This window comes from Oceanisphaera avium (assembly GCF_002157875.1).
GTDB lineage: Bacteria > Pseudomonadota > Gammaproteobacteria > Enterobacterales > Aeromonadaceae > Oceanimonas > Oceanimonas avium.
This window is the reverse complement of sequence record NZ_CP021376.1, coordinates 574,969-599,609: the sequence shown is the minus strand read 5'-3', so window position 1 is coordinate 599,609 and position 24,641 is coordinate 574,969. Positions and strand designations below refer to the sequence as shown.

Here is a 24,641-nt window from a genome sequence, read left to right as displayed (position 1 = left end):
TGCAGGTTCATCGCCTGCTATTGGCACACGGCATCACGCTCGGCCAAGGCCTGATAAATACGCAAACTGGCGTAAGCATCATTGGCCGCATAGCGGATTTGCGCCTCGCTTAATACCGGTTTTGCCCAATTAGAGAGTGCCACCCGTTTAGACTTCACTAAATATTGCTCTAATAAAATCGCCACTGCCCCTTGTAAACCGACCGGATGCTGATAACCCAGTTGTTTTACTCGCTTAGAAAGCTCATGCATGCCCGCCAGCTCGATACCGAGTTTACGCTGCAAGGGGCCGCGATCAGATTTTAAGCCAAAGCCTACTTTCAATATTTGCTCTGAGCTTAATAACTCAGTTAATAATTGATTACTTAAGTCATCATTTAGAGTAAATAAATAGCCCACCTTATCACTTGCTAACTGCACTAAGTGCGGGCCTAAGCTTTGCTCACCCACTTGAAAAGTCGGTTTGCTTTCGGTATCAAACCCTAATACTTGGCACTGGCTTAAATGCGCTCGCGCTGTTGCAATATCAGCAGGCGCAGATAACACCTTAATATTGGTGAGGTCAAGCCCAGCAAAGGGAGGGAGCTGTTGCATCTCACTGCGGGTGGGCCGAATTTTATAAGGGCTAGCTTGGCTCACTATTAATCTCTACCAACTTAAGCGTATGTAGCGGTGCTGAGTAAAGCGCCGTAAAAAAGGCTAATAAAAAACGGGGATACTCAAGAGTATCCCCGTGGCTTTTCTATGTTAGCTTGTTAACTTACTGAGTGATAGCCACTACTGAGTAATGGGCGCTAATAAATCAGGATTAATTACTAAGTTTCGCACACCATGGGCATGGTCTTCTTCAAAGATATTACTCTCACACCACTGCCCTACACTGGCAATATTTACTTTAGCAACCTTGGGCTTCACGCTCCAGGTCACTTGAAATGGCGAGCCAATTTCATTGTAGGTTGGGCCCGTAGTAGAGCCTGCATATTCAATGGCATCACCGGTGTTAGTAGGAATATTGATGGCTTGATACAAGCCATCTTGTTCACTCACGGCTGTTAGCTGGTTAAAATCCAAGGCCTTTTCGTCGTTAACGAGCACATAGACTTGGGCGATGGCACGCAGCTGTGGATTTTTAATGGCATCGTTAAAACACGCACCCAGCGTGGGGCCAGGGCTGACCTTAGCGCTAGAGTAAACATAATGTAACTCTATGGTATCACCTGTGGCTAAGCTACTTTGCTCGCTGGGGCAAATAGCTTGCTTAACGGGTGCTAACTCGGCACGAGTGAGCGTGCCTGAGTAGCGAAAACCGGCTTGATTATCATCTTCGGCTGGGCTGCTAAATTCGCCGCCCGCATGCTCAGCGTTGCGATGAAAATGAATATTGCACAAATTCATGGCGCTGGCCGGCGGCGCGGGATTAAAGGCAATCTTATTCTCTCCTGCCAGTTGGCTAATATCTCGTGGAGATTGTGGGCCAAAGCCCTGATCGTGAGTATTACTGGCTAATGCTTGACGCTGCTTAGCAACAGGGTGCTCGGTGGCAGATGCAAAAGCAGACACGCCGCTCAATAACATGGCACTGGAAACCAGTAAAAAAATACGGTTCATCTTCATGATGTGGTGGATATCCCTAATAAAACTGAGTAGGCAGAATGAGTAGTCGTCGCTAATTAGCTACCCCTTAATTAGCAAGTCAGCACAATAACATTATAAAATGTAAGGTTTTATATGATAGCGGGTTAAGCGCCTAAAGCCCAGCGACGTCGGTATTGATAGGAAACAGAGAATTGTAGAACAGAGGATAAGTAGCCTAAAACGGTAATCCTTTACGAATAAAGATGAATCACTATCTTAGATAAATTCAGCAATAAACATGGCCGACGCGTGAGCATTAGTACTAGATACTCATAATGCTAAGCTCACGCGAACTGAGCGAAAGACATTTATGTGTAAAATTGAGCGCAGCGAAACACAAAAACGGACTAGCGTAAGTGTCGCGTACAGCACCTTATTGTGAAAGATTGCCACAAATGTAGCGTTACGCTACAATCATAATTCCACACAAGGAGAAAATCATGTCTACAGCAAGCATCAGACTCGACCAAGCACTCGTAGAAAAAGCCTCCATCATGGCTAAGGCTTATAGCAGAACAACGCCTAAACAAATTGAGCACTGGGCAAAAATTGGAGAAATGATGGAAGACAACCCTGATCTTCCCTACGAGTTCGTTAAACAAGCCATTATTGCCCAAGCAGAAAAAGAAGCAGGTAAGCTTGAGGAATATACTTTTGGCTAAAGTAAACCGCGTTTTACAAACACCAAGTTTCAAAAAAACGGTAAAGAAACTGCACGCAAATCAGAAAAATGATCTGGATAATGCTATCAAGGCCATCATGGAAGATCCTTTTATAGGAGAACTAAAAAAAGGAGATCTCTTATTTTTGCGTGTTCACAAGTTCAAGATGATTAAACAGCTTACTCTACTTGGCTATAGCTACCAAGATAGCGTTATGACACTCGAACTGATGGTACTTGGTACTCATGAAAACTTTTACAGAGACATCAAAGCCTGTTACTGAAGCATAGTCATAACGCCGCATTAAGGTGTGAGCAACGCTACCACGAACCTTAACCATATCCCCATAAACACAAGACCCAACGATGACAGTAAAAATGCCAAGCGTTGAGAATCACTCTTAAATGCTTTGTTATATTTTTCTACTAGCGGTTAATTTGTGGCTAGAACTAAAGTTACTGATTATTTCTGAGTCAGACTTTTTCTTACTCTCTTCTAATGAGTAATTAAAACTTACTTGAGGATCACCTGATAGTTTCGAATATAAAATTGGTCTTAATATTCGCGTTTTATTATCATTATATGGACTTCTATTCCCATCGTTCGGATTTCTCTTAGCTGAAAAACAGTATAATTTTCTTGGATCCTCACTATCACTCTTTGACAACGATTCAACCATAGCAACATCAATTTCTTTAGTTCTGTGCAAACCAACAGATAAAGGGATAAAACCCGAGAGGTATTCATAAAATTGACTTAAGATATCACGCAAATTTTCTGACCATTCAATACCAAAATACGTTCGTAGCTCTTGAGGCGTAATCAAAAGTCTCATGGTATTCGCTGGAGCAACCAAGTTATCTGAAATGTCATTTTTTTTCAAAAACTCTAGCTCCAAAAGTGCATATTCTGGTCTTTTAGCATCATTTTCATCGTACAGCTTAACTAGTAAAATATAGTCTACCGCTTTAAATGTGAACGGAAACGCATCGATCACCCATCCGTTACTTTCCATGTCTTTTTTGAGTACTCTAAGGTTTTCCAACACATTCATACCGTTACCACCTCATTATACAATGGTTGTACTCATTACAATCTAAACGTCCTTAACTGTACAGCGTATAAAGTGGGAAAGAATTCACACTTTAAAACAGGGATTAAGATATTTCTGAGTTGTGATTTCTAACAAAAATATAACAGTAATTAAACCGCGTGCGGCGTTAATATATAACGCACGCGTCGGTATAACTACGCATTAACAAGATAATGCTATTTTATAAAAGCACTGTAAAAACAATGTTTTAACTAGTTTCTCACGCTCAGCAATCTGTATTAGCTTGACTTCAATGTTAGCCCCTCTTATTGCTATTATTTATAAAAACAGCAATAGAGTTTTTATAAATAGCCAAGCTCACCAGTTACGTTTGCATGAACAACTCTGTTCAGTAACCCGCCTCAATCATTACCGTATTCGAACCGAAAAAACTATTGGTATTGGATCCGTTATTTCATCCGCTTTCACAGTCTTCGACATTCGCTAGAGCTTGTGTGAATGCACTTCTCAGTTGGCTAGCCACGGAGCGTCAAGTAGCTGCGGCCACACAAAATCTAGCACTGAATGCCATGGTATTTTTATATGCTCGCGTTCTAGATCGATCGTTAGGTGATATATCCGAGGGGTTAAGCTTAAAACGGACTTGGGCTGTGGCCGTGGAATGCTTGGCCGGTTTCGGGGTGGGTAAAGTAAATATCGCTGGCATGCAGCATTAAGCGTGGAGCGAGTTGCAGGCTTTGAGCATTGCCATAGAGATCACAGCCCAAAATAGGGTGGCCAAAGTGCAGGCTATGAATGCGTAATTGATGAGTGCGTCCAGTGCGCGGACTGTATTGCACCAGTGTGCGCTTAGGCTTATTTAAGCGCGCTAATACCTGATAGTCACTGATAGAGGTCTTGCCCTCTTGCTGGCTAATTTTCACCCGCGGAAATAATAAGGGATCTTTGGCAATGGGCGCATTAATGTCCCCCTTCTCTTGGCTCACATGGCCATTTAGTATGGCCAAATAGCGCTTAGTAATGCTGCCTGCTTGAAACTGCTTATTGAGCTGTTTGGCGGCATGCGCATTAAGCGCAACCAGCATGATGCCAGAAGTACCAAAGTCTAAGCGATGGGGCAATTTAGCGTCTTTAAAAGCGGGCGTCGCGCCCGCTTGGCCGTGGACTAAGCGATAGTGAACAGAGTCCCAGTTTTGGAGGTTTTTACCAGACAAGCTTAATAAACCACTGGGTTTATCAATTACTAATAAATGCGCATCTTGATACAAGATACGGACAATACCCTCACACCGAGGCGCAATAAACTCATCACCTTGCCCGCTCATCTATTATCCTCACATTCGTAGCTTGTTGGTAACCCCCCCATGCTCTTAGTGTTAAGCACAACAGTGTTTAAATTTTTTGCCGCTGCCACAAGGACAGGGCTCATTACGCGCCGGTGCCTTAGTGGCATTAACGGCACTTGGCTTATTTAACAACGCAGTTAACTCGCTAATAGACTCGTTAGCCCCCTCAGTGGTGTCGAGCTTAATGTCAGCAAATAATTTAGCGCTACTCACTTGGGCCGCTATCTCTTGGCGGCGAGCCTCACTGGTGACCACTAATTGCAATGGCTGCTTTTTACTGCCTGGGCGAAGCTTAGCCTGAGTGGCATAACCGTATTTAATATGACTTTGGCGCGCATCTTGGCGGCCTTTAAAGAAAAATTTATCTGACATAGGTAATCCACTGGCTAAAATAAGCTGTCATCAAGAGTTTGATCACAGTCAAGCGCGCAGTGTAACACTGCTTTGAAGGTTGGCTGGCAAGAAAAAGCGCCTAACGGGTGTTAGGCGCGTTAATTATTTACGACAGTTCGGGCTTGGTGTTATCGGTAAGGGAGGAAGCAATATGGTACAAATCGGTGCGTCTGTTTTTTAAATTAGTCACTGAGCCTTCATTTCGCACCACCATCAGCTTTGCTAAGTCCAGATCAGAAAACATCATCATCTCGGTATTAGGTGTGGTTTCTGCCATTACCGCATCGTGAGGGAAAGAGAAGTCGGACGGCGAAAACACCGAAGACTGCGCATATTGCACATCTAGGTTTTGTACCTTAGGCAAGTTACCCACACTGCCGGCAATCACCACATAACACTCATTTTCAATGGCCCGAGCTTGGGCACAGTGGCGAACGCGTAAATAACCGTTTTTAGTATCAGTCCAAAACGGCACACAAATAATGTCCACTTCTTGGCTGGCGGCAATGCGTCCTAACTCAGGAAACTCAATGTCATAGCAAATTAAAATAGCGACCCGCCCGGCATCGGTATCAAACACTTCAAACTTATTGCCGCCTTCAATTACCCAGTCGCGTTGTTCGTGAGGCGTGATATGGATTTTACGTTGCTCATCCACTCGGCCATCGCGATGACACAGGTAAGAAATATTGTAAACGCGGTCATTTTCAATAATTGGCATAGAGCCGGCAATAATATTGATGTTATAGCTAACCGCCATTTCTGACATGCGATCGCGAAACTGCTCGGTGTATTGCGCTAAATAACGAATGGCGCGGGTTTGATCTAACTGATCCGTTAAGCCCATTAAGGGCGCGTTAAAAAACTCCGGAAACAGCGCAAAGTCGCTTTTATAATCAGACAGTGCATCAACAAAGTATTCTACTTGCTCTAACACTTCATCAACGGAGGAAAACTCACGCATTTGCCATTGCACCGCCCCCATGCGCACTTGGGTTTTTTTCTCATTAAGAATGGAAGATGGCGGTGTATATAAAATATTGCGCCACTCTAATAAAGTGGCATAGCCAAGAGATTTTTTATCTTCTGGCAAATATTTGCGCATTAAGCGCGTTACCTGAAAATCATTGGCTAACTGAAAGCTTAAAATAGGGTCGTAAATGTCTTTGCGCCCCACTCTTTCTATATATTGAGCTGGGCTATATTCATCCGCATGTTTATGAAAGCCAGGAATACGGCCTCCCGCTAAAATAGCCCGCAGATTTAGTGAGCGGCATAGCTCTTTGCGCGCTTCATATAAACGTCGGCCTAAGCGAAAGCCGCGATATTCTGGCTGAATGAACACATCTAAGCCATACAAGGAGTCGCCCTTGTCACTGTGCCTGATCTGTTCATTACTTAAAATTAAATCATCGTAAGTATGAGGGTTACTAAAGCGCTCATACTTCACCGATACGGTAAGCGCCACCGCCACCAATTGATCGCCGTCTTCGATACAAATCTGGCCATCAGGAAACTGGTCAATCAGCGCAGTGATGGTGTCTTGCGGCCAAGCGCCACCAATGTCGTTATAAACGCGATCCATTAACACTTGCAGCTGGGGATAATCCTCAACTTGTAAATTTCGCAAGTTAAGATGGAGTTCTTCAGGTTGAGTCATATAGCCCACTCCCTCGTCTTTTTAAAATAAGAAGAAATAATAATAAGTGACAGCTTATCAGAACCAAGATGCCACCGCGTTATTTCGCCGTCTTGCTTAGTCAAAATGTGACCACACTTAAGCGCTCTCCTAAATTTGCCTTAGCTAACTTAAGCCAAGGGCGCTGTCTTGCAAGGCGGTAGTTAGGTAAACTTGGCTGGGTTTATTTAAAATTCATCATGTTTTACAAAGTGTTAGTTAAAAAGGACATAATCATGGCTGACGATTTATATCAAAAAGGCATCGCTAAAATTCAAGAGCTGACCGCTTCTCCTGATGAGAACCCTACCGGTGAAATGGACATAGGCGCGGCGTTTAAAGACATAGCACCGGACTTAGAAAAGTATGTAGTAGAGTTTGCCTTTGGTGGCATTTATTCCCGCCCTGGTTTAGACAACAAGCAAAAAGTGCTCGCCACTATCACAGCACTGGTGGCACAGGGAAAACCGCAGATTAAAATGCACATTAAAACTGGCTTAACCGTTGGCTTAACGCCAGAAGAAATTGTCGGCTGTATTATGCACTTATTACCTTACACCGGGTTTCCAAGTGTCATTAATGCCCTCAGTGTGGCAAAAGAAGTGTTTGCCGAGCAAGGCTTAACCGTCGACACCACAGGCGTGGTTTAAGCTTGATGTTTAAAACTGTCCATTAACACTGGGCTAAAAAAAAAGCGCCGCCAATCATTGGCGGCGCTATTTTTTATAGCTATTAAGTTATGAATTAGCGCTAAGCGCCTGAGCCGCCGCTTGCTCACTCGGCCACAGTCGGGCATGCACGGTACGCTCTGCTCCTGCTTTTGGGAAAGCAAGGGTGTTACCTTGTAAGGCTTGCCCCGCTTCGGTCAGTGCGACCCAACCGCTACCTAAGTGGTGCGGGTCTTCAATATGAATAACTAAGCTTGCGGTCTCTCTATGCAAGCGCACTGTGGCACTGCCCCAATCGCGCGGCAAACAAGGGGCAATACGCACTTCGCCTAAATGTAAGCTTATGCCTAATATGCCCTCCACCGCTAATTGCCAGCTCCAACTGGCGGCGCCCGTATACCAAGTCCAACCGGCTTGGCCACTGTGTGGCCCTTGGCCGCAAATATCTGCGGCTACGACATAAGGCTCACCACGATAGTGCTGGGCTTTAATAAGGCTATCACTGCGATAAATGGGGTTGAGTCTAGTAAAAATTTCATAAGCCATATCGCCCTTTCCTACCCGAGCGTTAGCCAACCCCAACCAAGCAGCAGCATGACTATACTGACTGCCATTTTCTCGCACTCCCGGCGGATAAGCTCGAATGTAGCCAGGATCCCGCGGCGTCTCGGCAAAGGGGGGCGCTAATAACTTCACAATCGCTGCCTCATTGTTCATTAAGTGTTCGCTAGCAGAATTCAGTGCCGCTAACGTGCGCTGGGGGATAAGCCGGCGGCCAACGCCGACCAAGATTGTGAAATACTGTCAATTTGACACTCTGTTGCCTGCTTTGAGCCCCACGCAACCCCCTCATCATCAAAGGCGCGCACATACCAAGCTCCATCCCAAGCGGTAGCTTCTATGTTTAGCCGCACTTGATGCGCGCGCTCCCGCCAATAATGGCTCAGCGTCCCATAATCCGCAGCCCCCTCATTGTGTTCTACTAGCAGTTCACACAAAGTTGCAAATCCATCGGCGCACTCGGCAATAAACCACGCCAACCACACACTTTCTCCTTTGCCTTTATCACCCACGCGATCCATGCCATCGTTCCAATCACCTCCCGCCATTAATGGCAGGCCATGAGCGCCTTGAGTCATGCCATACTCTAGCGCACGCCGACAATGCTCAAATACAGTGCCACTTTCGCCTTCACTAAACACGCCATAACGATCACGCTCATCCTTATGTAACGGCGGCGCCGATAAAAACGCCACCGACTCTGTTAACAAGCCTATATCCTGAGTCGCCATCACATAGCGCGCACAGCCATAAACCAGCCACAACATATCATCAGAGCAGCGTGTTTTTACGCCGCGCCCACTGGGTGGATGCCACCAGTGTAGAACATCGCCTTGTTCAAATTGATGCGCGGCGCAGGCTAAGAGGTGGCTGCGTACCCGGGTGGGGTCACTTAATAGTAACGACATCATGTCTTGTAGTTGATCACGAAAGCCCACCGCACCACTGGCTTGTTGAAAGCCGGCGCGAGCAAAAATTCGTGAAGCTAAACTTTGATAATTTAGCCAGCGATTCACCATAATATTAAATGCTGCGTTTGGCGTACTCACTTGCACCTGACTTAAGCGCTCTTGCCACAGTGCTTTATTTTCTAATAGTGCTTGTTTAACGCGCTCTACTTGGCGCCAAGTACTGGCGAGAGTTTGGGCATGGGCAGAGTCCTCTCCTTCCCCTAATACAAACACGGTTTCTGCAATGGCGTGCGCTGGCACAGTGATATGCACCTGAAAAGCGGCACAACTATCAACGACTTCATTAATATTGCCATCTAGGCTCCAAGCTATTAATCCTGCAGGGCGAGCGGCATCATTATTCGCTCCTATAAAGCTGGCTCGGTCGCAGGTGACGCTATGGGCGACGCGACTCGAGGCTAAAAAAGCGGTGCGCCCTGCAAATTCTGGATCCCAATCATTACGAGCCAATAAAATGCCATGCTCATCGCTATAGCCCGCCACCACATGCGGCGTTGCCACGCGTGCAATGGCGCCTAATTGCCAGTGGGCATAATAGGTGGCCGTAATACGCCGCGGGTAAGGACTCGGATTAGTGAGCGTTAATAGCATCAACTTCACCGAGGCTTGGGGCGCCACACACACACTGAGCGTTTGTTCTAAGCCCTCCTCATGGCGGCGCCAGGTGGTCGCTCCCGTTTGATGAAGGACCTGACAGCTCTTAGCGCCACCTGCGGGCAAGGGTGTAGGGGTCCAAATAGCGCCAGTTTGTTCATCACGCAAATAAAGCGCTTCTGCTTGCGCGTCTAATAAAGGGTCATTCGACCACGGAGTAAGCCTATGCTCACCACTGTTTAAGCCCCAAGTAAAGCCAAGGCCGGCCTCCGTCACTAAGCTGCCAAAAGTCTCATTTGCTAGAATATTACTCCACGCAGTTGGCGTGGTTTGGCCAGCATCTAAATGGATTAAATAATCACCGCTGTCTTTGACAAAGCCGCCCACGCCATTATCAAAGAGCAGATCATTAGGGCGCACTAAAGGCGCGACTTGGTAGCCAGCCTCTGCCATAGGTTCAACAATTAAAGGCTGAAATAGCGGCATTGGGCTTAAGGGTAGCGAAGAGGAGCGCATAGCATGCGCCAAACTGTCTACACTGGCATCCAGCGTTATTCGTGCAGTGGCTGCGAGAGAGTCGCGCAACTCAGCGCTTAAGCTGGGGGCATCCAGTAAATGAATGCCGCCCTTTGCGCCTAAGTGCAGCGCGGCATCAGCACTTTTGTTATTCGCGTTTAACTCTCGTAGTACGCTAAATAAGCGCTCTCTCACCGGATTTTGATAGCTAGCGCTGTGCGCTTGCATACACACTAAATCCACTTTTAAACCACACCTTTGCCACCATTTATGCACTCTTATTAGGGGTTCAAGCAAAGGCATGTGCAATGCATCTTTAATGCACAACAACACAATCGGTAAGTCCCCCGAAATACCTAAGCTCCATAATTGGGGCTGGCTGGGTAAGTTATGAGCCATGGGAGTAAGTAAATTGTGCGCCCGAGTGGTTAACACTAAGTTAGCGCACAGCCTTTGGGCGTCGGCTAAGGTAGCGGTGTCTAATCCCAGCGCATGGGCGCTAACGGCCGTGGCTTGGATGGCGTCTTGTCGTGCCCAGTCAATGGCTGCGTTATGGGGGTAGCGTTTGCTAATATTCAGCGCTTTCTCTTTGGTTGCAGCCACGGCCGTTATAAAGTCCAGCGCCACTTGGGCATGAGGGGCCAACACGACTTTGGCTTGTAAGACCATAGCTGCATCTAGCGTCCAGCCAGTGGCACCTTGTAACAGTTGGCGCGCACCTAGTGGCGCTAAAATATCACCCTGTCGACCAAAAAACTCTCGCCGACAGCTAGTATAACCGATGGCTTTAATGGCGGGATCATCGGTAATTAAGCGATGGATTAATACCGGCGTGTGCTCGTTTACCCGCCGAGCTCGACGTTGAAAGAGCAGCAAATTTTGCGCGCTATCATGCTCGCTATGAATAAACAGCTTACTAAATGCGGGATGGCGCTCATATTCACTTTGTGAAGCCAAGACCGGCTGTGCATAACTGGTCACTTGTACTGTGATAGGCTGAGTGGTGTCATTAAACAAGCTTAAGCGGCGAAACTCGGCATCATCTTCAGCGGCTAGCATTATTTCAAGGTGGCTTAATAGGCCTTGATAGTGCTGATTAAATTCAAGATTATGACCGCTAAAGTGTAGCGTGCCGGGGTGTTGCTGGCCCACAGACCACACCTCTTCTCCTACACTCAAATACATTCTGGCCCCCCCTCCCGCAATACTGGCATCTGCTGACCAGTGAGTGAGCATAATATCGCGCCACGTTAGCGCACTTTCACCACTGGCGGTAAGCCAAGCGGCTAAACGGCCGTTACCCAGCAACTGCACTTGGGGGCCCGCCTCTTTGGGGCTTGACCAAGTCCCTAACTCGGGCACGCTAATAGGAGATAACGTCGGGGTGGCGAGCTTAGCTTGACGGGGTTGTTCACCAAACTGCGCTTGTTCATAATAACGCTCCCAAGGAATGCGCTCTTGTAGTAACAGCTCAGTGGCACGCATTTTGGGGTGTTGGCTTAAGCGGCGCACCATAATATTGTTATTTAGTGCATTACCAATGGCCGCACTCATCATCCCTTGGTGGTGGGCCATATAAGAGCGCACTATGGTTAGGCGGTTATTGGCCGATTGGCGCTGGGGCGTAAAGTCCGCCGCTTCAAAAAAGCCATAGCGGCCTCGCAACCCTAATTGCTCGAGGTGGCGCAAATTCGCACAGGCAGCTTGGGGCGCCACACTAAGCGCTAAGCCACTGGCATAGGGAGCCACTACATAGTCTTGCTCAAGGCCATATTTTAATCCTAACGCCGGCACGCCAAAGGCTTGGTATTGATAATCTTGGGCGTCATTGCGGGTGGCAAAAGCCGACTCAGAAATCCCCCACGGCAGTCCAAGTTTGGCGCCATATTGGCGTTGTAAGTTAACGGCACTGCGCTCACTTTGACCTAATAAACGATGGCCATCGCTTGGCAACAATAAGGTGGGCATTAAATACTCAAACATGGAGCCATTCCACGATAGCAAGCTAAGCTGCCGGCCATCACGGGTTAATGGCCGTCCTAAATAAAACCAATGTTTTAGCGGCACATCACGTTTAGCAATCGCAAAATAGCTGGCTAAGCGCGCCTCACTGGCCAGTAGATCGTAGTGGTGAACATCTCGCTGTCCCGAGTCGAGGTTATGACCAATCACAAAGGTATGGGTTTCTTGGTCATATAAAGGCGCAAAAGCCATGGCAAATGCCCGCGCCTCGGCGCGCGCAGCACAATGTAAAAAATCAGCGCTGATTTGCTCACCGGCCAACTTGGTTTGTTGCAGCGCAGCGGCCATGTTGTCTAACCACAGTGTGTGTTCATGAGTCGCCGACTCGGTGCGCGAACTCTGTATCCCTTCTAATAGCTGATGTGTCTTAACTAACTGCGCGTTCATCTCCACGAGAGGCATAGTGGGTGCGGGCAAAGCATTGATCAGTTCAGCAAACTCAGCGCACAAAGCAGAGGGTGCACTCAGGAGTGGGTACCAAGGAGCCAGAGCTTCAAGATCGCGGATCATGGTCATTAGATGGTGATCACAGCGCTTTAGCCATACATGAATTTCATGGCCAGGACGGTCTGAATTCGCAATTCCCTCGGCAAGGCTTTGTTTTATGTGCTGCCAGTCCCCTGCATTAAGTTTAATTAGCGCGCTATACCAAAGTGAGGCATAAGCGCCATTCTCTCTGACTTGATGCAAAAACGCCCTGAGTTGCTCATCGATCGGTGCTCTTATGGCGCTAGGAAGTGCAATTAGCTCACTTAATAATAGCTGTAAACAATCTTCTAGCCCTTGCCAGCGCGCGGGCGGCAATAAGGCATCGGTCGCTGCTTCTTTACAACCGGCGCTGAGCACTAACAAGCTCACCGCCAAGTTACCGCTATCCACAGTTGAGACATAACGCGGTGCCAGTGAGGCTAAAGTGCGAGTATCAAACCAGTTAAGAAGATGACCGTCATGGCTTTCTAATTTATCTAACGTGTCCAAGGCAGAGGTGGTACGCGCCAATAAATCTCGTCGGCCAATATGCCCCAAATCCCAGGCATTAAGGGCGGCTAAAAATAACATGCCCACATTAGTTGGCGAGGAGCGATGGGCGGTATCTTCATAAGGGGGCGCTTGGTAGTTATCGGCAGGTAACCAGTTATTATCAGGACCGGCAAAGGTTTCAAAATACAACCAAGTGCGCCGCGCAATTAAGCGCAGATAACGCCTATCTTGGTGAGCTAACTGTGCTTTTGGCGCAGTTTTTTCACGACTGATCAGCCAAGCTATGTGCGGCGAGATAAACCACAAGCACAATAACGGCGCCGCGCCCCATAGGGCACTGGCATTCACCACGACCAATAATAAGGTCATTGCCAGTGCAGCAAGTGGCGCCCATTTCATTTCGCGCCAAGTGCCTAATAAGGTGTGCGCTACTTCATCTCGGCTATGTGCCGCTGACACCCACTCTAATAAACCCCGACGCGACACATGCACTCGCCAAAGGGCGCAAGTCATGGCTTGAAGGGCAACACTGGCTTCATGGGCCAAAAAGATAATAGATAATAACCAACGCGCCCCATGCTCAGACAAGGGATGCAACATGCGCTGGCTAAAGCCTAGTTTTCGCACACGGGAAAGGCGACTAGCAAAATCGATAACTAAATAAATAGCCGGTGCACTTATCGCAAGCCCCGTCCACAATAGGGCATGACCCGGTAACACTAGCCAACCACACAGCGCTAACAATACCAATAGCGGCGCGACTAAACTGCGTCTTAGGTTATCCAGCATTTGCCAACGGCCCAGCCAGCTAAAACGACTGCTTACCCATTGCTGGCGACTGGGGACCTGGCGCCCTAACCAAGGTGTTAATTGCCAGTCACCTCGGATCCAGCGCGCTGCACGACGCGCATACGCTAAATAGGTATCGGGAAACTCTTCATAAAAAACCACATCACTGGCTAAACCGGTGCGCCCATGCAGGCCTTCAAATAAGTCATGACTTAAAATCGCATTCTCAGGAACGCGCCCGTCTAAGCAGCGATGAAATGCCGCCACATCAAAAGCGCCTTTACCGGTAAAAATACCTTCACCAAATACATCTTGATATACATCCGATACCGCTTGGCTATAGATATCAAGGGCAGTATCACCGGAGTACCATTGACTAAATAAAGAGTGCACTCGTGCTTTGGGCGAAATTTCAATACGCGGTTGAATAAAGGTGTAGCCGCGCAGCGCCTTGCCCGTGCTAACATCAAACTCTACGCGATTAAGCGGATGCGCTAAAATGCTGATCAAGCGATTAATATTATTAGACTGGCTAAAAGTATCGGCATCCAAGGTCACCACAAAGCGCATGGTAGCTAAGGCATTAATTTGGCCTTCTTGGATGGCAAAGGCACTGACATCTTGTCCCATTATTAAGGCGACTAGCTGCTCCAACTTGCCTCGTTTTCGCTCCCATCCCATCCAGCGCCCTTCACTGGCATTCCAACAGCGGCGCCTATGCAACAACATAAAAGGTTGCGCTACGCCATAGCGTTCATTCAGCGCGCGTACTCCCTCTACCAAAGCCCGCTCTATGGCTTCATCTTCTGGTAATTGCTGGCGCTTGGCATCAGCAACATCACTTAATAGCGCAAGCTTTACTTTAGGATCGGGATTAGATAACCAATGCATTTCTAAGCGCTCAATAAAGGAGCGCACCTCATTACAATGGCGTAAAATAATCGGCATCACGACCAACGTATCCCAGCCTTCTTTTAAGCCCTGCTCCACACTCATTTTGGGCAAGATGCAGGCGTTAGTAAGGCGACTTAGCAGCCAATGACTCAGCGTGACCCCAATAATTAAGGCGGGCGCTAAAAATAAACCAAGGCCTAACCACCAAGTACGCCCTTGTGCACCGAGATGAGATAAAATTAATGCCGGAATCAGCCAAGCAAGCAAGGTGATACTTGCCAACATTAGGCTATATGCCACACCCGGGCGCGCTTTTAGGCTGCGCTTTAGGCGCTGATAGCGGCTTAACACCACGCCCGTCTCGCGCTCTAAGCGCGCGCGGCCATCATCAATTAACCAATAACCCACATGACCAATTCGCCGCGCCGGCCAGCGCGCCTTTGCTAAGCTAAGGGCCTTATTAGCCACTTGCCACTCCGGCTGCGTTGCCAGCTCGGCAATATTTTCCACTGCATGGCGATAGCGGTCTCGGGTAGCAAAGTCCATGGCGCCATACACCTTGGCGGGATCTTGTCTTAAAATGCGCTCTACTTCACTGGTTTGCTCCACGCATTGCTGCCAAGAAATTGACGACAGCGAAATGAGCACCATGATCGCCTGCGATAAGGCCAGGCTAGCTTCAATCTCGTCTGGCAGCTCAACATGGCTAATCTTAAAAGGCGGGGTGAGATCAGGTAATAACTGAGCCGTCGCCGCCACCACCACTTCTAAGCAGACTAAGCGCAACATGGCGCCTAAGGCCCACAGCTCCGCCAAGTTAAGCGGTGATTCGCCCTGATAATCGTTAACAAAATCTACAATATAGGACTGGCTAAGGTGGGTTTGGCTATTGGTGAACAATCGTCGGGCTAGCCAATAGATACGGGGCAAGCCGTGATATTGTTGATGGTAAAGACGTGGCAGACGCTGATAGAACGCCATTGGCATATCTTGGCGCACTTGGCGTATCGCGCGGCGAAGATGAAACTCATTATTTAATAGCCAAGGTGCAGCCTTTGCTAATGGCGCGCTAGGCTTAAGACAGTGCTCATGAACGTGGGTAAGCCAAGGCAACATATCAGCAAGGTGTTGCCATGCTGGAACGGCGTTGGCGCGCCCGGTGGTAATTCCGTGAGGAAGTGTCTGATGAGGGTTGTTGGGCGTGGGTTGTTTATCATGAAGTGTTGGTGTCATTACATGCCCTGCCCTGGTCGTCTTAGCGTTTGAATATTATCTTGCGCTGCCATTTTAGGCTGCGCTTGGCGAACCAGTAATACCGGGACATCAAGGCGATGAATTAAATAATCTGCCACACTGCCAAGCAGCATATCGCCATGCCCACTTTTACCCGTGGCCGAGAGTACGACTAAATCGAGGGCGTGTTGATGAGTGGTCGTTAATAGCGCGCACCTCGCATCTGCACTGGGCAAAATATGCAGGCTCACTTGAATTTGCTCAGGCAAACGACTGCGCAGCTCATCTAAATAACGTTGCGCGGCTGCTTCATTGTGGCGATATAACTGCTCGCGTAAGCTGCTAGCGTGACCATTAAGGCGGTCGCGCTCAATCAAGTCACTATGAGGAGCGGCATGAATAATCAGTAACGTAGAGTGAGATTTAGCCGCCAAGCGCAGGCCCAGCGGCAAGGCACATTCGGCGCGACAAGAGCCATCAAGGGGGATAAGTAATCGCTCATAAGCGTGGCTAGGATTTAACATCGCTTGAGAAGGCACTAATAATACCGAAGCCTGGGCGCCCTCTACTACCCGGCGCGCCGTGTCACCAAGGCGCGCGTGCTGAGCGCCTCGACCCAGTACAATCAGCGTGGCGCCGTGCTCTTGTGACCAGCTAATAATGCTCTCGCCAGCGCGCCCCGCGACTATCACCGCCTCAGCACTCACTTCTTTAATATCACTTAGGCAGCGGTCTAAATACTCTAATTTATCGTAATGGTGCAGCGTCCATTCCACGGGATCCATGGGCTCTTGCGAGACACTCACTTCTAATACCTGTAACAGACTAAGGCGTGCAGAAAACGCCGTCGCTAAAGCGCAGGCATGCTGCAACACGGCCTCACTAGAAGCATCACCATTGACACAGGCCAATACATGATCAATTTGAGCGCAAGGTTTTGTTAAGTGGCACAGCGACGGGTGAGCGCCAAGCTCAGTATGAGACATAGTTTCTACCTCCTTGTAGCACAATGTTCTATTTTTATTCGCCATTAAGCATTGGCGAACCCTGCCGGGCCATCCTGGCACGCAGCAGTTATTAACCTAAAAAACGGATTAATCGCTTAACAAGTCAAGGGCTTGAAGATTGAGCATAGTCAGAAAAAACAAAGATGCGGCAATATTTGCAAGCTAAGGCGCATTTTTAAGACTCAGACCTTTAACAGACCATACTGCTAACCAGAAGAAGGGATAAAGAAGGATTAGTTAATAAAGCGCCTTGCATAACAAGGCGCTAAAAAAGAGCAGATAAAATTAGTGAGTAATGGTAGTCCCTAGTAGGCGCAAAAATTGCGCTAGCCACTCAGGGTGGCCTGGCCACGCCGGCGAAGTCACTAAGTTACCTTGGGTATGGGCTTTGCTTACATCCAGCTCCACGTACTGGCCACCCGCTAAACTAACATCGGGGCCACAGGCCGGATAGGCAGCGCACTCACGGTCTTTTAAAATACCCGCGGCAGCGAGTAATTGCGGGCCATGACACACAGCAGCGATGGGTTTATTGGCTTTATCAAAGGCTTTTACTAACTCCAGCACCCTGTCATTAAGGCGTAAATATTCAGGAGAGCGCCCGCCGGGTACCACTAGCGCATCGTAATCCTCGGCTTTCACGGTGGCAAAATCACAGTTGAGCACAAAGTTATGGCCCGGCTTTTCACTGTAAGTTTGATCCCCTTCAAAGTCGTGAATCGCAGTACGAACAAACTCCCCTGCTTTCTTATCAGGACACGCCGCATGCACCGTATGACCCACCATTTGCAGCGCTTGAAACGGCACCATCACTTCGTAATCTTCAACGTAATCGCCCACTAGCATCAGAATCTTTTTTGCAGCCATTTTATCGTCCTTAGATAAGCATCAAGAAAATTAAAGTGAAACTACTATAAATATTATTGTGCTTATCCAGCTTACATGGCGCAGCTTAAAGCGCAAACGGCGTGACCTGAAGGGCTATACTTCACTCACAGCGAGGATAATTTACAAAAGACGAGAGCCCTACAACCTCAAATAAAACACCATCAATTTAACCTTAGACAAAACTTAACACCACAAATTCTGTGTTATACCGATTAATGCATAGGTAATTAAGCAAAAGTGTGAGTATGTTAAAAGATACGCCTCCTTATTTAAGCTAAGGTGCAGCCTTTATCACCTGCCTCTCCTACCACTAGGAACTGACATTATGTCTAGCGTGTTTATTTTAATCGCCATTATCGCTTTTATCGTATTAGCGACGGCTAAATTTAAGCTACACCCCTTCATTACTCTATTATTAGCAGCGTTTTTATTGTCGTTTAGTAGTGGCTTACCCCTAGCCGATACCGCCAAAACTATTAGTGATGGCTTTGGCGGTATTTTAGGCTACATCGGCTTAGTAATTGTGCTGGGCACCATTATTGGCGTGATCTTAGAAAAAAGCGGCGCCGCCATCACCATGGCGGAAGCCGTGATAAAATTACTCGGGCCGCGTTTTCCCACGCTTACCGTGTCTATTATCGGTTATTTAGTGTCTATCCCGGTATTTTGTGACTCAGGCTACGTGATTTTAAACTCCCTTAAGCAGTCACTCGCTAATCGGATGAAGGTCTCCAGTGTGGCCATGAGTGTGGCGCTAGCAACGGGCTTATATGCCACTCATACTTTTGTGCCGCCGACTCCCGGCCCCATAGCGGCTGCGGGCAACTTAGGATTAGAGTCCAGCCTTGGTGTAGTGATTGGCGTAGGCTTATTGGTATCTGCGTTTGCGGCCGCCGCCGGCTTGCTTTGGGCAAATCGCTTTAAACATGAACAACCTGACGGCGAAGGCGCAGAAGAGCTAATAGAGCAAGCCGAAGCATTTGAGCAAATGAAACAGCGTTATGGGGTGTTGCCCAGCACCTTTAATGCCTTCGCGCCCATCTTTATTCCAATATTACTTATTTGCTTAGGCTCAGTGGCGAACTTTCCTGCCGCTCCTTTTGGTAAAGACACTGCCTATCAATTGCTTAACTTTTTGGGACAACCGTTAAATGCTTTATTAATTGGCTTGTTTTTATCTTTTAGCTTGCTTAAAGGTGCTAATAAGCTTGAACAATTTAGTGAGCATATTGCCAGTGGCTTAGTGTCTGCTGCGCCTATTTTATTAATCACAGGTGCCGGCGGAGCCTTTGGCGCTGTGATCAAGGCCACTGAGGTGGGCAGCTATTTAGGCATGACCTTATCGGGCTTAGGAGTAGGTATTTTTATGCCGTTTTTAGTATCAGCGGCACTAAAATCTGCCCAAGGCTCGTCTACCGTGGCACTAGTAACTACTTCCGCCTTAGTGGCGCCCATGTTAGGCGATATTGGCTTAGGCAGTGAAATGGGCCGAGTGCTTACCGTGATGGCCATAGGTGCCGGCGCCATGACAGTGTCTCATGCCAACGATAGCTTTTTCTGGGTGGTGACTCAGTTTAGTAAGATGAGTGTTCCACAAGCCTATCGGGCTCAAACTATGGCCACCTTAGTGCAAGGGGTGACCGCCATGGTAGTGGTTTATATCCTAACCTTAATTATGTTGTAGCCATGACCTTGATTAAGCCTAGAACATAAAATAATAACTTAAATATTGTTTAACTTATATTGTTTAACTAATATTATTTGACTAAAGAAATGCCAACATTGTGTTGGCTTTTCTTATTATAAAAATCAGATAAAACCTTCTGAACTTAGAGTTATAAATACCTCGAGCTGCTGTAAATTATTACTATTAACCAGCAAGCACCTAGCATTAGAGTAAGTCGTTATAGCATCATAATAACTTTAATTATTAATAGCTTGTCATCGCTCCTTATTTTACTCGACGGTAAGCAGTCTTTTATTCTTGAACTAGGCTTAATATTTATTTGGCTGTTATTCAGGTAAAATTTAGGGAGAACACATGAGCTTAAGGACGCTTAACTCTGCTCTTATTTCACTAAGTTGCGCATTTATCTTTAGTTTAGGAACTGCCTCAGCGGCCAGTCATCTCTATGATACTTCCCTAGCCGATACTCCTTGTAAGCTGGTTCCCCCTCAAGTAGTGGCAACTGCACTAGACTTGCCCCAAGACAAATTACAGCAATTAGATAGGGTAGCGCCGTTTTTCTTTTATGTACTAGAAGAAGGCGAACAGCACCTTCAACTGTCCGTTACTGTCTTCACTGATGATTCGGTTAATGCGGCAAAAAAAGACTTTAATAAGCTAACCGAAAACCGTACTGCAGCACCAACAGTCATACTGGGCGTGCCTCGGTATTTTCTAAAGCAAGACTCTGACTTTCAACACGCGACGGAGGTAAGCCGTTAATTTTACTGTTTGGTATAATAACCTGCTGCAACATTACGCCGTTTTGCCGATCTGCTCTAAAGCTTAAATATCACAGTGTCATCCTCAGGCGCCCAAGCTTTACGCTTTACCATCACTTGTTTAAATACGGGGTGCTCTAACCAATTTTGTAACCATTGCTGCAGCTTAGGGTAAGGCAGGCTATAAAATACCTCGCGATCCACATGAGCGAATTGGCGCACAAAGGGCATAATGGCAATATCAGCGAAACTTATGTGTGCGCCTAGCAAATAAGTGTGTTTAGCTAGCAAGTTTTCAAGTTGCTGCAAAAACACTTCGCCTTGTCGGCGATATTCTACTTGGCTAAATTCAGGATAACGCTCGGCATATTTATAGCGATTGAGGCTGTCTTTAAAATCAGTATCGTTGTATTCAACTAAGGCATTAGCACCAACTAAGTCTGTATTTAATAATCCTTGCGGATCTTGTTGGTTAAGCGCCCACTCTATTATTTCTATACTTTCTTCAATCACTCCTTGGGTGGAGCCGTCTGCATTAAGTAGCTCCAGCACCGGCACTGTGCCTTTAGGGCTAAGAGCTAGCATGGCGGGAGGCTTATTTTTTAGCACCACTTCTCGCAGCTCAACCTGTTGTTCGGCAAATAATAGCCCAAGGCGCGCGCGCATCGCATAAGGACAACGACGAAAAGAATATAAGCGCGGCAGTGTATTAGACATTATGGCTCCAAGCTAAGTGAACTAAGCCCGTCATTGTAGCCAAGTTACAAAAAAGGTCACACTTGGCTATTAGCTGTAACCTTTAGTTATCATCCTTAGCTGTGTCAGGATGGCGTAATAAGCTAACCTCCTCTCCATGCCGTCATACCGAGCTTGCCCCGGTATCTTTCTCTGATAAGCCTTGTAAAGCTGACAGCCTGACAAAATACTTAGTTCACTTACTGTGGCAACGGGGTTCAAGTCTTAGTAAAAAGGGAGCCGCAGCTCCCTTATTCCTTACTGACAGAGCTAAGCTACTTAATACCTACCTCGCGCTGCCGCTGGCGAATATAGGCAATAATTTCTTTGGCTTGCTCACGGCTCACCTTTGGCACCGCCGGCATATCACCAAAACGCCAATGGTGCGCCTGCACCCCATTAGCAATGGCGCGATAAAACGCCTCATCGCCATGATGGGACGGCTCATACACGACATGCAGAAATGGCGGCCCTTGGCGGGTGCCGGTTAAGTCACTGCCATGGCAGCTCGCACAATGCTCATCATAAGCAAGCTGACCTTGCTGATGTCGCGCATTCTGATTAGGTATTAATTGGCTGCCAATCAACACGGCAATGGCTAAGCCCGCCATAATGACAAACCAACGCTTGTTACTGGGTTTTTTAGCCATGCTTGTTCCTTTTACTTACTATCAAAAGTACTTATTATCAAAAGTTATCAATTTAGCTTGAGCGCCCCAGCTCGTTTAAGCGCGCCGTTTCTTTTCGTACCGCTCGCGGCGCGCCTAGTGCTAAACACAAGGCTCCTAATGAACAGATCGCCATTAGTAATACCAGCGGTAATAGGGAGTGGGTGCTTAAGGTGGTAGAAAAAGCACTAATACCGCCAGCCATACTAAACTGAGTCGCCCCTAATAAAGCGGCGGTGGTACCACCAAGGTGTGGGAAAAACTCCAAAGCATTAGCCATATTATTAGGCACAATAGAGCCCATAAAACCCACCGCTAACACAATGCTTGGCGCAATTAACCAATAAGGTGCGCCGCTCCAGGCCAGCGCCACTAACACGAGTAAGGCGATAAACTGCAAGATAACCGAGACTCGCAAAATGGAGACAGCTTCAAAGTGGCGTAACAAATAACGGTTAAAAATATTTAGGCTAGCCATGGCCACAATATTAGCGGCAAATAAAGCAGAAAAGAGCGTATTAGAGAGCGCAAACCATTCTTGGTAAATAAAAGAAGCATTAGTCACAAACACCAACATGGCACTAAAGCACAACGCCTGCAGCCCAATAAAGCGCATAGTAACGGTATGGCGTAACACTAAACCGTAATTGGTCACCAGCGTTGATAGCGGAGTATGAACCGGCGCTTTAGTAGGCAAGCGTTTAAATAAACTTACGCGCAATATTATGGCCAAAAATACCGCATAGCCGGCCAACAACAGATAAATGGTTGACCAATCCCCGACCGCCAGCATTAACACGCCAATGCTTGGCGCCGCCGCCGGCGCAATAAACATCACTAAGCCAATCAGGCCAAATAAGCGTGCCGCTGCTACGCCATGACACTGATCACGCACTATGGCCGGCACCGACACCGCACAAAAAGCACCGCCTATGCCTTGTAGTAAGCGCCACATCAGCATGTCATTTAAGTTACCAGATTGCGCTACCATTAATGCGGCCAGCGTAAACACTAATAAGCCACTCATTAAAACAATTTGGCGACCATAACGATCTGATAACGGGCCACCCACTAATTGCGCTAACCCTAAGGCAGCCACATAAATACTTAAGGTTAAGCCCACATCATTGTGCTCAACGCCAAGCGCTAAGGCAATCTCAGGAAACGCCGGCAGATAGGCATCCAGTGCTAGCGGGCCTAGCGCGACCGTCATGCCCAGTAAAATAGCCAATTGTAGTTGTGACACTTACCGCTCCTGTGGTTGTACAATATGGCTATTTAGCATGCGCCCCTTTATAAGAGCCGCACCTCAAAAAACCACTAACACCGACCAGTCTAGCGCGGTGGCATTATTAAATCAGCCCCTCCTTAAGTTGCAATCGGAGAAAAACCTAATATGAGTGCGTACGTTGGCATTCTAATATAATTAATAGCACTTAATACCATCTTGAAAAAAGCATGGCCATTAAAAAAAGGCTAGGAATGTGATGTATTCCTAGCCTAGGTATTTATTATATTATTTTATAAAATGACTTTCACTCTATTATTAATAGCAATAATAAAGGCCGATGCCATAGCCGATAGTAATATTGCCATCAAGGTTAAAGAGACACCTTCAAAGTGAGTCACTTCTCTTAGGAAGATCAAGACAAAGGCATGCACAAAATAAATAGCAGAGGAATAAAGCGCAATACTTTTGGTATTACCACTTACCTCTTTATTTTTAAACAAGATAAAAATTAACGGGCAAACAATAATTAAGCTTATAAAGTTATCAAAATCTCCTTCTCTATTAGGATTGTGATAATTTAGATAGGACTCAGTTACAAGCAGGGCTAGCCCTAAAAATGCACCAACGAGCACCACTTTTTCTGATATCATTTTATGCACAGAGTATTTGTTAACTAGATAGCCAATAGCAAAAAAAGGAAATGAAAATAATAAAAAGTTACGATGCATCCAGGTAGTATTAAATAACAGATCTAATAAGCCCCCTTGAAATACTCGATAATTACCCGTGTATTGTATAAACACACCAAGTATAAAGGTAGCTGCAATAATTAATATCATTAATTTTGTACTACTTTTTCTTAATATTAGCACTAACACGGCCGCCCCCATCATGCTGGAGATATACCACAAGTGGTGGTAGCCCACGATAAACTTCATTATTAGCTCTAAGATACCAGTTATGGATAAACCAGGATTAAAGGCCCAATAATAAGAATAAAATGCCATCCACACTATATATAATAGCGCCACTCTTTTAAACCATAACTGGGGTGAGCCATTTTTTAGAGTGGTGTAGAAGTAAAAGCCATTAATAATAAAAAAAATAGGCACGGCAATTCTAAAGAAACCATTTACAAATAGATATTCACCGAGCTCGCTTATTTCACTAAAAAAACCAGCATGTAAACCCACTACCATAAAAGCCATAACTAGCTTTAATACATCCAGCGATATGTTCCTACTCAAAATACATTACTCCAAACAGATAATACATAATGACCACTCCATTTGGTTTATTAGCCAAATCAAGCTTAAAGCGGCAAGCTTTCTATTATGCTGCTGGGCCATTAATCTGTTGCTTAGACCTTCCATGTCCTGCAATCAAAGGATAACGCCACCGCACTGGCTAATCGTTAGCCACTACTAACAACGAGACGGTCCCTGCTTCGTGCCTGTATTAGCTAATTAAGTTTTAAGCAAGCAGACTTGCGCTAATTAAAGGAATGAGTAAAGGCGGTGGTGAGTAATAAAAGAGCGTTTAATCTTTAAGTTAAGCCGACCTCGCGAGTGTTAAAACAATGAGAATGCGAATGTTTCCAAATAGCGAGTTTTAGATTATCAAGTTAACTACATGATTAGTATCAGCTTTTATTTGAGTGTGTCATGA

The 24,641-nt window shown here is 46.7% G+C and carries 18 protein-coding genes and 1 pseudogene; 6 read left to right on the top strand and 13 right to left on the bottom strand.

The window, feature by feature from the left end:
- Positions 1 to 17: 17 nt before the first annotated feature.
- Entirely contained in the window at positions 18 to 638 is a 621-nt protein-coding gene (locus tag CBP12_RS02715; RefSeq protein ID WP_086962715.1) for a 3'-5' exonuclease, read from the bottom strand.
- A gap of 138 nt (positions 639 to 776) precedes the next feature.
- Positions 777 to 1,613, bottom strand: coding sequence for a delta-class carbonic anhydrase (locus CBP12_RS02710; protein ID WP_086962712.1), 837 nt, complete (start codon positions 1,611 to 1,613; stop codon positions 777 to 779).
- Positions 1,614 to 2,074: 461 nt separating this feature from the next.
- On the opposite strand from CBP12_RS02710, the gene CBP12_RS02705 reads away from it, so the two are divergent.
- Together CBP12_RS02705 and CBP12_RS02700 are read left to right on the top strand one after the other, a co-directional pair.
- Positions 2,075 to 2,296: a TA system antitoxin ParD family protein gene (locus CBP12_RS02705; RefSeq protein WP_086962711.1), complete on the top strand. Its 222-nt coding sequence runs from the start codon at positions 2,075 to 2,077 to the stop codon at positions 2,294 to 2,296.
- On the top strand, positions 2,289 to 2,579 hold the full coding sequence (locus CBP12_RS02700; protein WP_086962709.1) for a type II toxin-antitoxin system RelE/ParE family toxin: 291 nt from the start codon (positions 2,289 to 2,291) through the stop codon (positions 2,577 to 2,579). Before CBP12_RS02705 ends, CBP12_RS02700 begins: the two co-directional genes overlap by 8 nt.
- 129 nt (positions 2,580 to 2,708) lie before the next feature.
- Here CBP12_RS02700 and CBP12_RS02695 read toward each other — a convergent pair whose 3' ends face one another.
- On the bottom strand, positions 2,709 to 3,350 hold the full coding sequence (locus CBP12_RS02695; RefSeq protein WP_086962707.1) for a DUF6037 family protein: 642 nt from the start codon (positions 3,348 to 3,350) through the stop codon (positions 2,709 to 2,711).
- A 494-nt stretch (positions 3,351 to 3,844) separates the two neighbouring features.
- Here CBP12_RS02695 and CBP12_RS13870 point away from each other — a divergent pair, with 494 nt between their 5' ends.
- On the top strand, positions 3,845 to 4,066 hold the full coding sequence (locus tag CBP12_RS13870) for a phage integrase N-terminal SAM-like domain-containing protein (protein ID WP_198341841.1): 222 nt from the start codon (positions 3,845 to 3,847) through the stop codon (positions 4,064 to 4,066).
- Here the strand turns inward: CBP12_RS13870 and CBP12_RS02685 are convergent.
- From CBP12_RS02685 to CBP12_RS02675, 3 genes are all read right to left on the bottom strand, one after another.
- Complete coding sequence (locus tag CBP12_RS02685) at positions 3,983 to 4,675, bottom strand: RluA family pseudouridine synthase (RefSeq protein ID WP_086962705.1); 693 nt, start codon at positions 4,673 to 4,675, stop codon at positions 3,983 to 3,985. The genes CBP12_RS13870 and CBP12_RS02685 overlap by 84 nt on opposite strands.
- Before the next feature lie 51 nt (positions 4,676 to 4,726).
- Positions 4,727 to 5,068 carry a PBPRA1643 family SWIM/SEC-C metal-binding motif protein gene (locus CBP12_RS02680; protein WP_086962703.1) on the bottom strand — a complete coding sequence of 114 codons (342 nt, stop codon included), beginning with the start codon at positions 5,066 to 5,068 and terminating at the stop codon, positions 4,727 to 4,729.
- A gap of 127 nt (positions 5,069 to 5,195) precedes the next feature.
- Positions 5,196 to 6,749: a bifunctional GNAT family N-acetyltransferase/carbon-nitrogen hydrolase family protein gene (locus tag CBP12_RS02675; RefSeq protein WP_086962701.1), complete on the bottom strand. Its 1,554-nt coding sequence runs from the start codon at positions 6,747 to 6,749 to the stop codon at positions 5,196 to 5,198.
- 254 nt (positions 6,750 to 7,003) lie between these two features.
- Here CBP12_RS02675 and CBP12_RS02670 point away from each other — a divergent pair, with 254 nt between their 5' ends.
- Positions 7,004 to 7,417: a carboxymuconolactone decarboxylase family protein gene (locus tag CBP12_RS02670; protein ID WP_086962699.1), complete on the top strand. Its 414-nt coding sequence runs from the start codon at positions 7,004 to 7,006 to the stop codon at positions 7,415 to 7,417.
- 87 nt (positions 7,418 to 7,504) lie between these two features.
- Here the strand turns inward: CBP12_RS02670 and CBP12_RS02660 are convergent.
- From CBP12_RS02660 to CBP12_RS02650, 3 genes and pseudogenes are all read right to left on the bottom strand, one after another.
- Positions 7,505 to 14,439: pseudogene (locus CBP12_RS02660) on the bottom strand (GH36-type glycosyl hydrolase domain-containing protein).
- Positions 14,440 to 15,995: 1,556 nt separating this feature from the next.
- Positions 15,996 to 16,982, bottom strand: coding sequence for a universal stress protein (locus tag CBP12_RS02655; RefSeq protein ID WP_198341840.1), 987 nt, complete (start codon positions 16,980 to 16,982; stop codon positions 15,996 to 15,998).
- A 306-nt stretch (positions 16,983 to 17,288) separates the two neighbouring features.
- A complete protein-coding gene (locus CBP12_RS02650) occupies positions 17,289 to 17,870 on the bottom strand; it encodes a DJ-1/PfpI family protein (protein ID WP_086962691.1) in 582 nt (193 codons plus the stop codon).
- 346 nt (positions 17,871 to 18,216) lie between these two features.
- On the opposite strand from CBP12_RS02650, the gene CBP12_RS02645 reads away from it, so the two are divergent.
- The gene (locus CBP12_RS02645; protein ID WP_086962688.1) at positions 18,217 to 19,575 is read left to right on the top strand and encodes a GntP family permease; all 1,359 of its coding nucleotides are present in this window, start codon (positions 18,217 to 18,219) and stop codon (positions 19,573 to 19,575) included.
- A gap of 357 nt (positions 19,576 to 19,932) precedes the next feature.
- The gene (locus CBP12_RS02640) at positions 19,933 to 20,340 is read left to right on the top strand and encodes a hypothetical protein (protein WP_086962686.1); all 408 of its coding nucleotides are present in this window, start codon (positions 19,933 to 19,935) and stop codon (positions 20,338 to 20,340) included.
- Between the two features lie 56 nt (positions 20,341 to 20,396).
- Here the strand turns inward: CBP12_RS02640 and CBP12_RS02635 are convergent, their stop codons facing one another.
- The 4 genes from CBP12_RS02635 to CBP12_RS02620 all read right to left on the bottom strand — a co-directional run bounded on the left by CBP12_RS02635 (position 20,397) and on the right by CBP12_RS02620 (position 24,181).
- Positions 20,397 to 21,056 (bottom strand): glutathione S-transferase, encoded by a 660-nt coding sequence (locus tag CBP12_RS02635; protein ID WP_086962684.1) that lies wholly within the window; start codon positions 21,054 to 21,056, stop codon positions 20,397 to 20,399.
- Between the two features lie 293 nt (positions 21,057 to 21,349).
- Positions 21,350 to 21,724, bottom strand: coding sequence for a c-type cytochrome (locus CBP12_RS02630; RefSeq protein WP_086962682.1), 375 nt, complete (start codon positions 21,722 to 21,724; stop codon positions 21,350 to 21,352).
- Between the two features lie 52 nt (positions 21,725 to 21,776).
- Positions 21,777 to 22,988, bottom strand: a complete 1,212-nt coding sequence (locus CBP12_RS02625; RefSeq protein WP_086962680.1) for a multidrug effflux MFS transporter — start codon at positions 22,986 to 22,988, stop codon at positions 21,777 to 21,779.
- Between the two features lie 275 nt (positions 22,989 to 23,263).
- Positions 23,264 to 24,181, bottom strand: a complete 918-nt coding sequence (locus tag CBP12_RS02620; protein ID WP_086962678.1) for an acyltransferase family protein — start codon at positions 24,179 to 24,181, stop codon at positions 23,264 to 23,266.
- Positions 24,182 to 24,641: the final 460 nt, after the last annotated feature.

Coding starts and splice junctions, on each gene's coding strand:
- CBP12_RS02710 (WP_086962712.1), bottom strand. CDS start 1,613: ATGAAGATGAACCGTATTTTTTTACTGGTTTCCAGTGCCATGTTATTG.
- CBP12_RS02705 (WP_086962711.1), top strand. CDS start 2,075: ATGTCTACAGCAAGCATCAGACTCGACCAAGCACTCGTAGAAAAAGCC.
- CBP12_RS02695 (WP_086962707.1), bottom strand. CDS start 3,350: ATGAATGTGTTGGAAAACCTTAGAGTACTCAAAAAAGACATGGAAAGT.
- CBP12_RS02685 (WP_086962705.1), bottom strand. CDS start 4,675: ATGAGCGGGCAAGGTGATGAGTTTATTGCGCCTCGGTGTGAGGGTATT.
- CBP12_RS02680 (WP_086962703.1), bottom strand. CDS start 5,068: ATGTCAGATAAATTTTTCTTTAAAGGCCGCCAAGATGCGCGCCAAAGT.
- CBP12_RS02675 (WP_086962701.1), bottom strand. CDS start 6,749: ATGACTCAACCTGAAGAACTCCATCTTAACTTGCGAAATTTACAAGTT.
- CBP12_RS02670 (WP_086962699.1), top strand. CDS start 7,004: ATGGCTGACGATTTATATCAAAAAGGCATCGCTAAAATTCAAGAGCTG.
- CBP12_RS02655 (WP_198341840.1), bottom strand. CDS start 16,982: ATGTCTCATACTGAGCTTGGCGCTCACCCGTCGCTGTGCCACTTAACA.
- CBP12_RS02650 (WP_086962691.1), bottom strand. CDS start 17,870: ATGGCTGCAAAAAAGATTCTGATGCTAGTGGGCGATTACGTTGAAGAT.
- CBP12_RS02645 (WP_086962688.1), top strand. CDS start 18,217: ATGTCTAGCGTGTTTATTTTAATCGCCATTATCGCTTTTATCGTATTA.
- CBP12_RS02640 (WP_086962686.1), top strand. CDS start 19,933: ATGAGCTTAAGGACGCTTAACTCTGCTCTTATTTCACTAAGTTGCGCA.
- CBP12_RS02635 (WP_086962684.1), bottom strand. CDS start 21,056: ATGTCTAATACACTGCCGCGCTTATATTCTTTTCGTCGTTGTCCTTAT.
- CBP12_RS02630 (WP_086962682.1), bottom strand. CDS start 21,724: ATGGCTAAAAAACCCAGTAACAAGCGTTGGTTTGTCATTATGGCGGGC.
- CBP12_RS02620 (WP_086962678.1), bottom strand. CDS start 24,181: ATGGCTTTTATGGTAGTGGGTTTACATGCTGGTTTTTTTAGTGAAATA.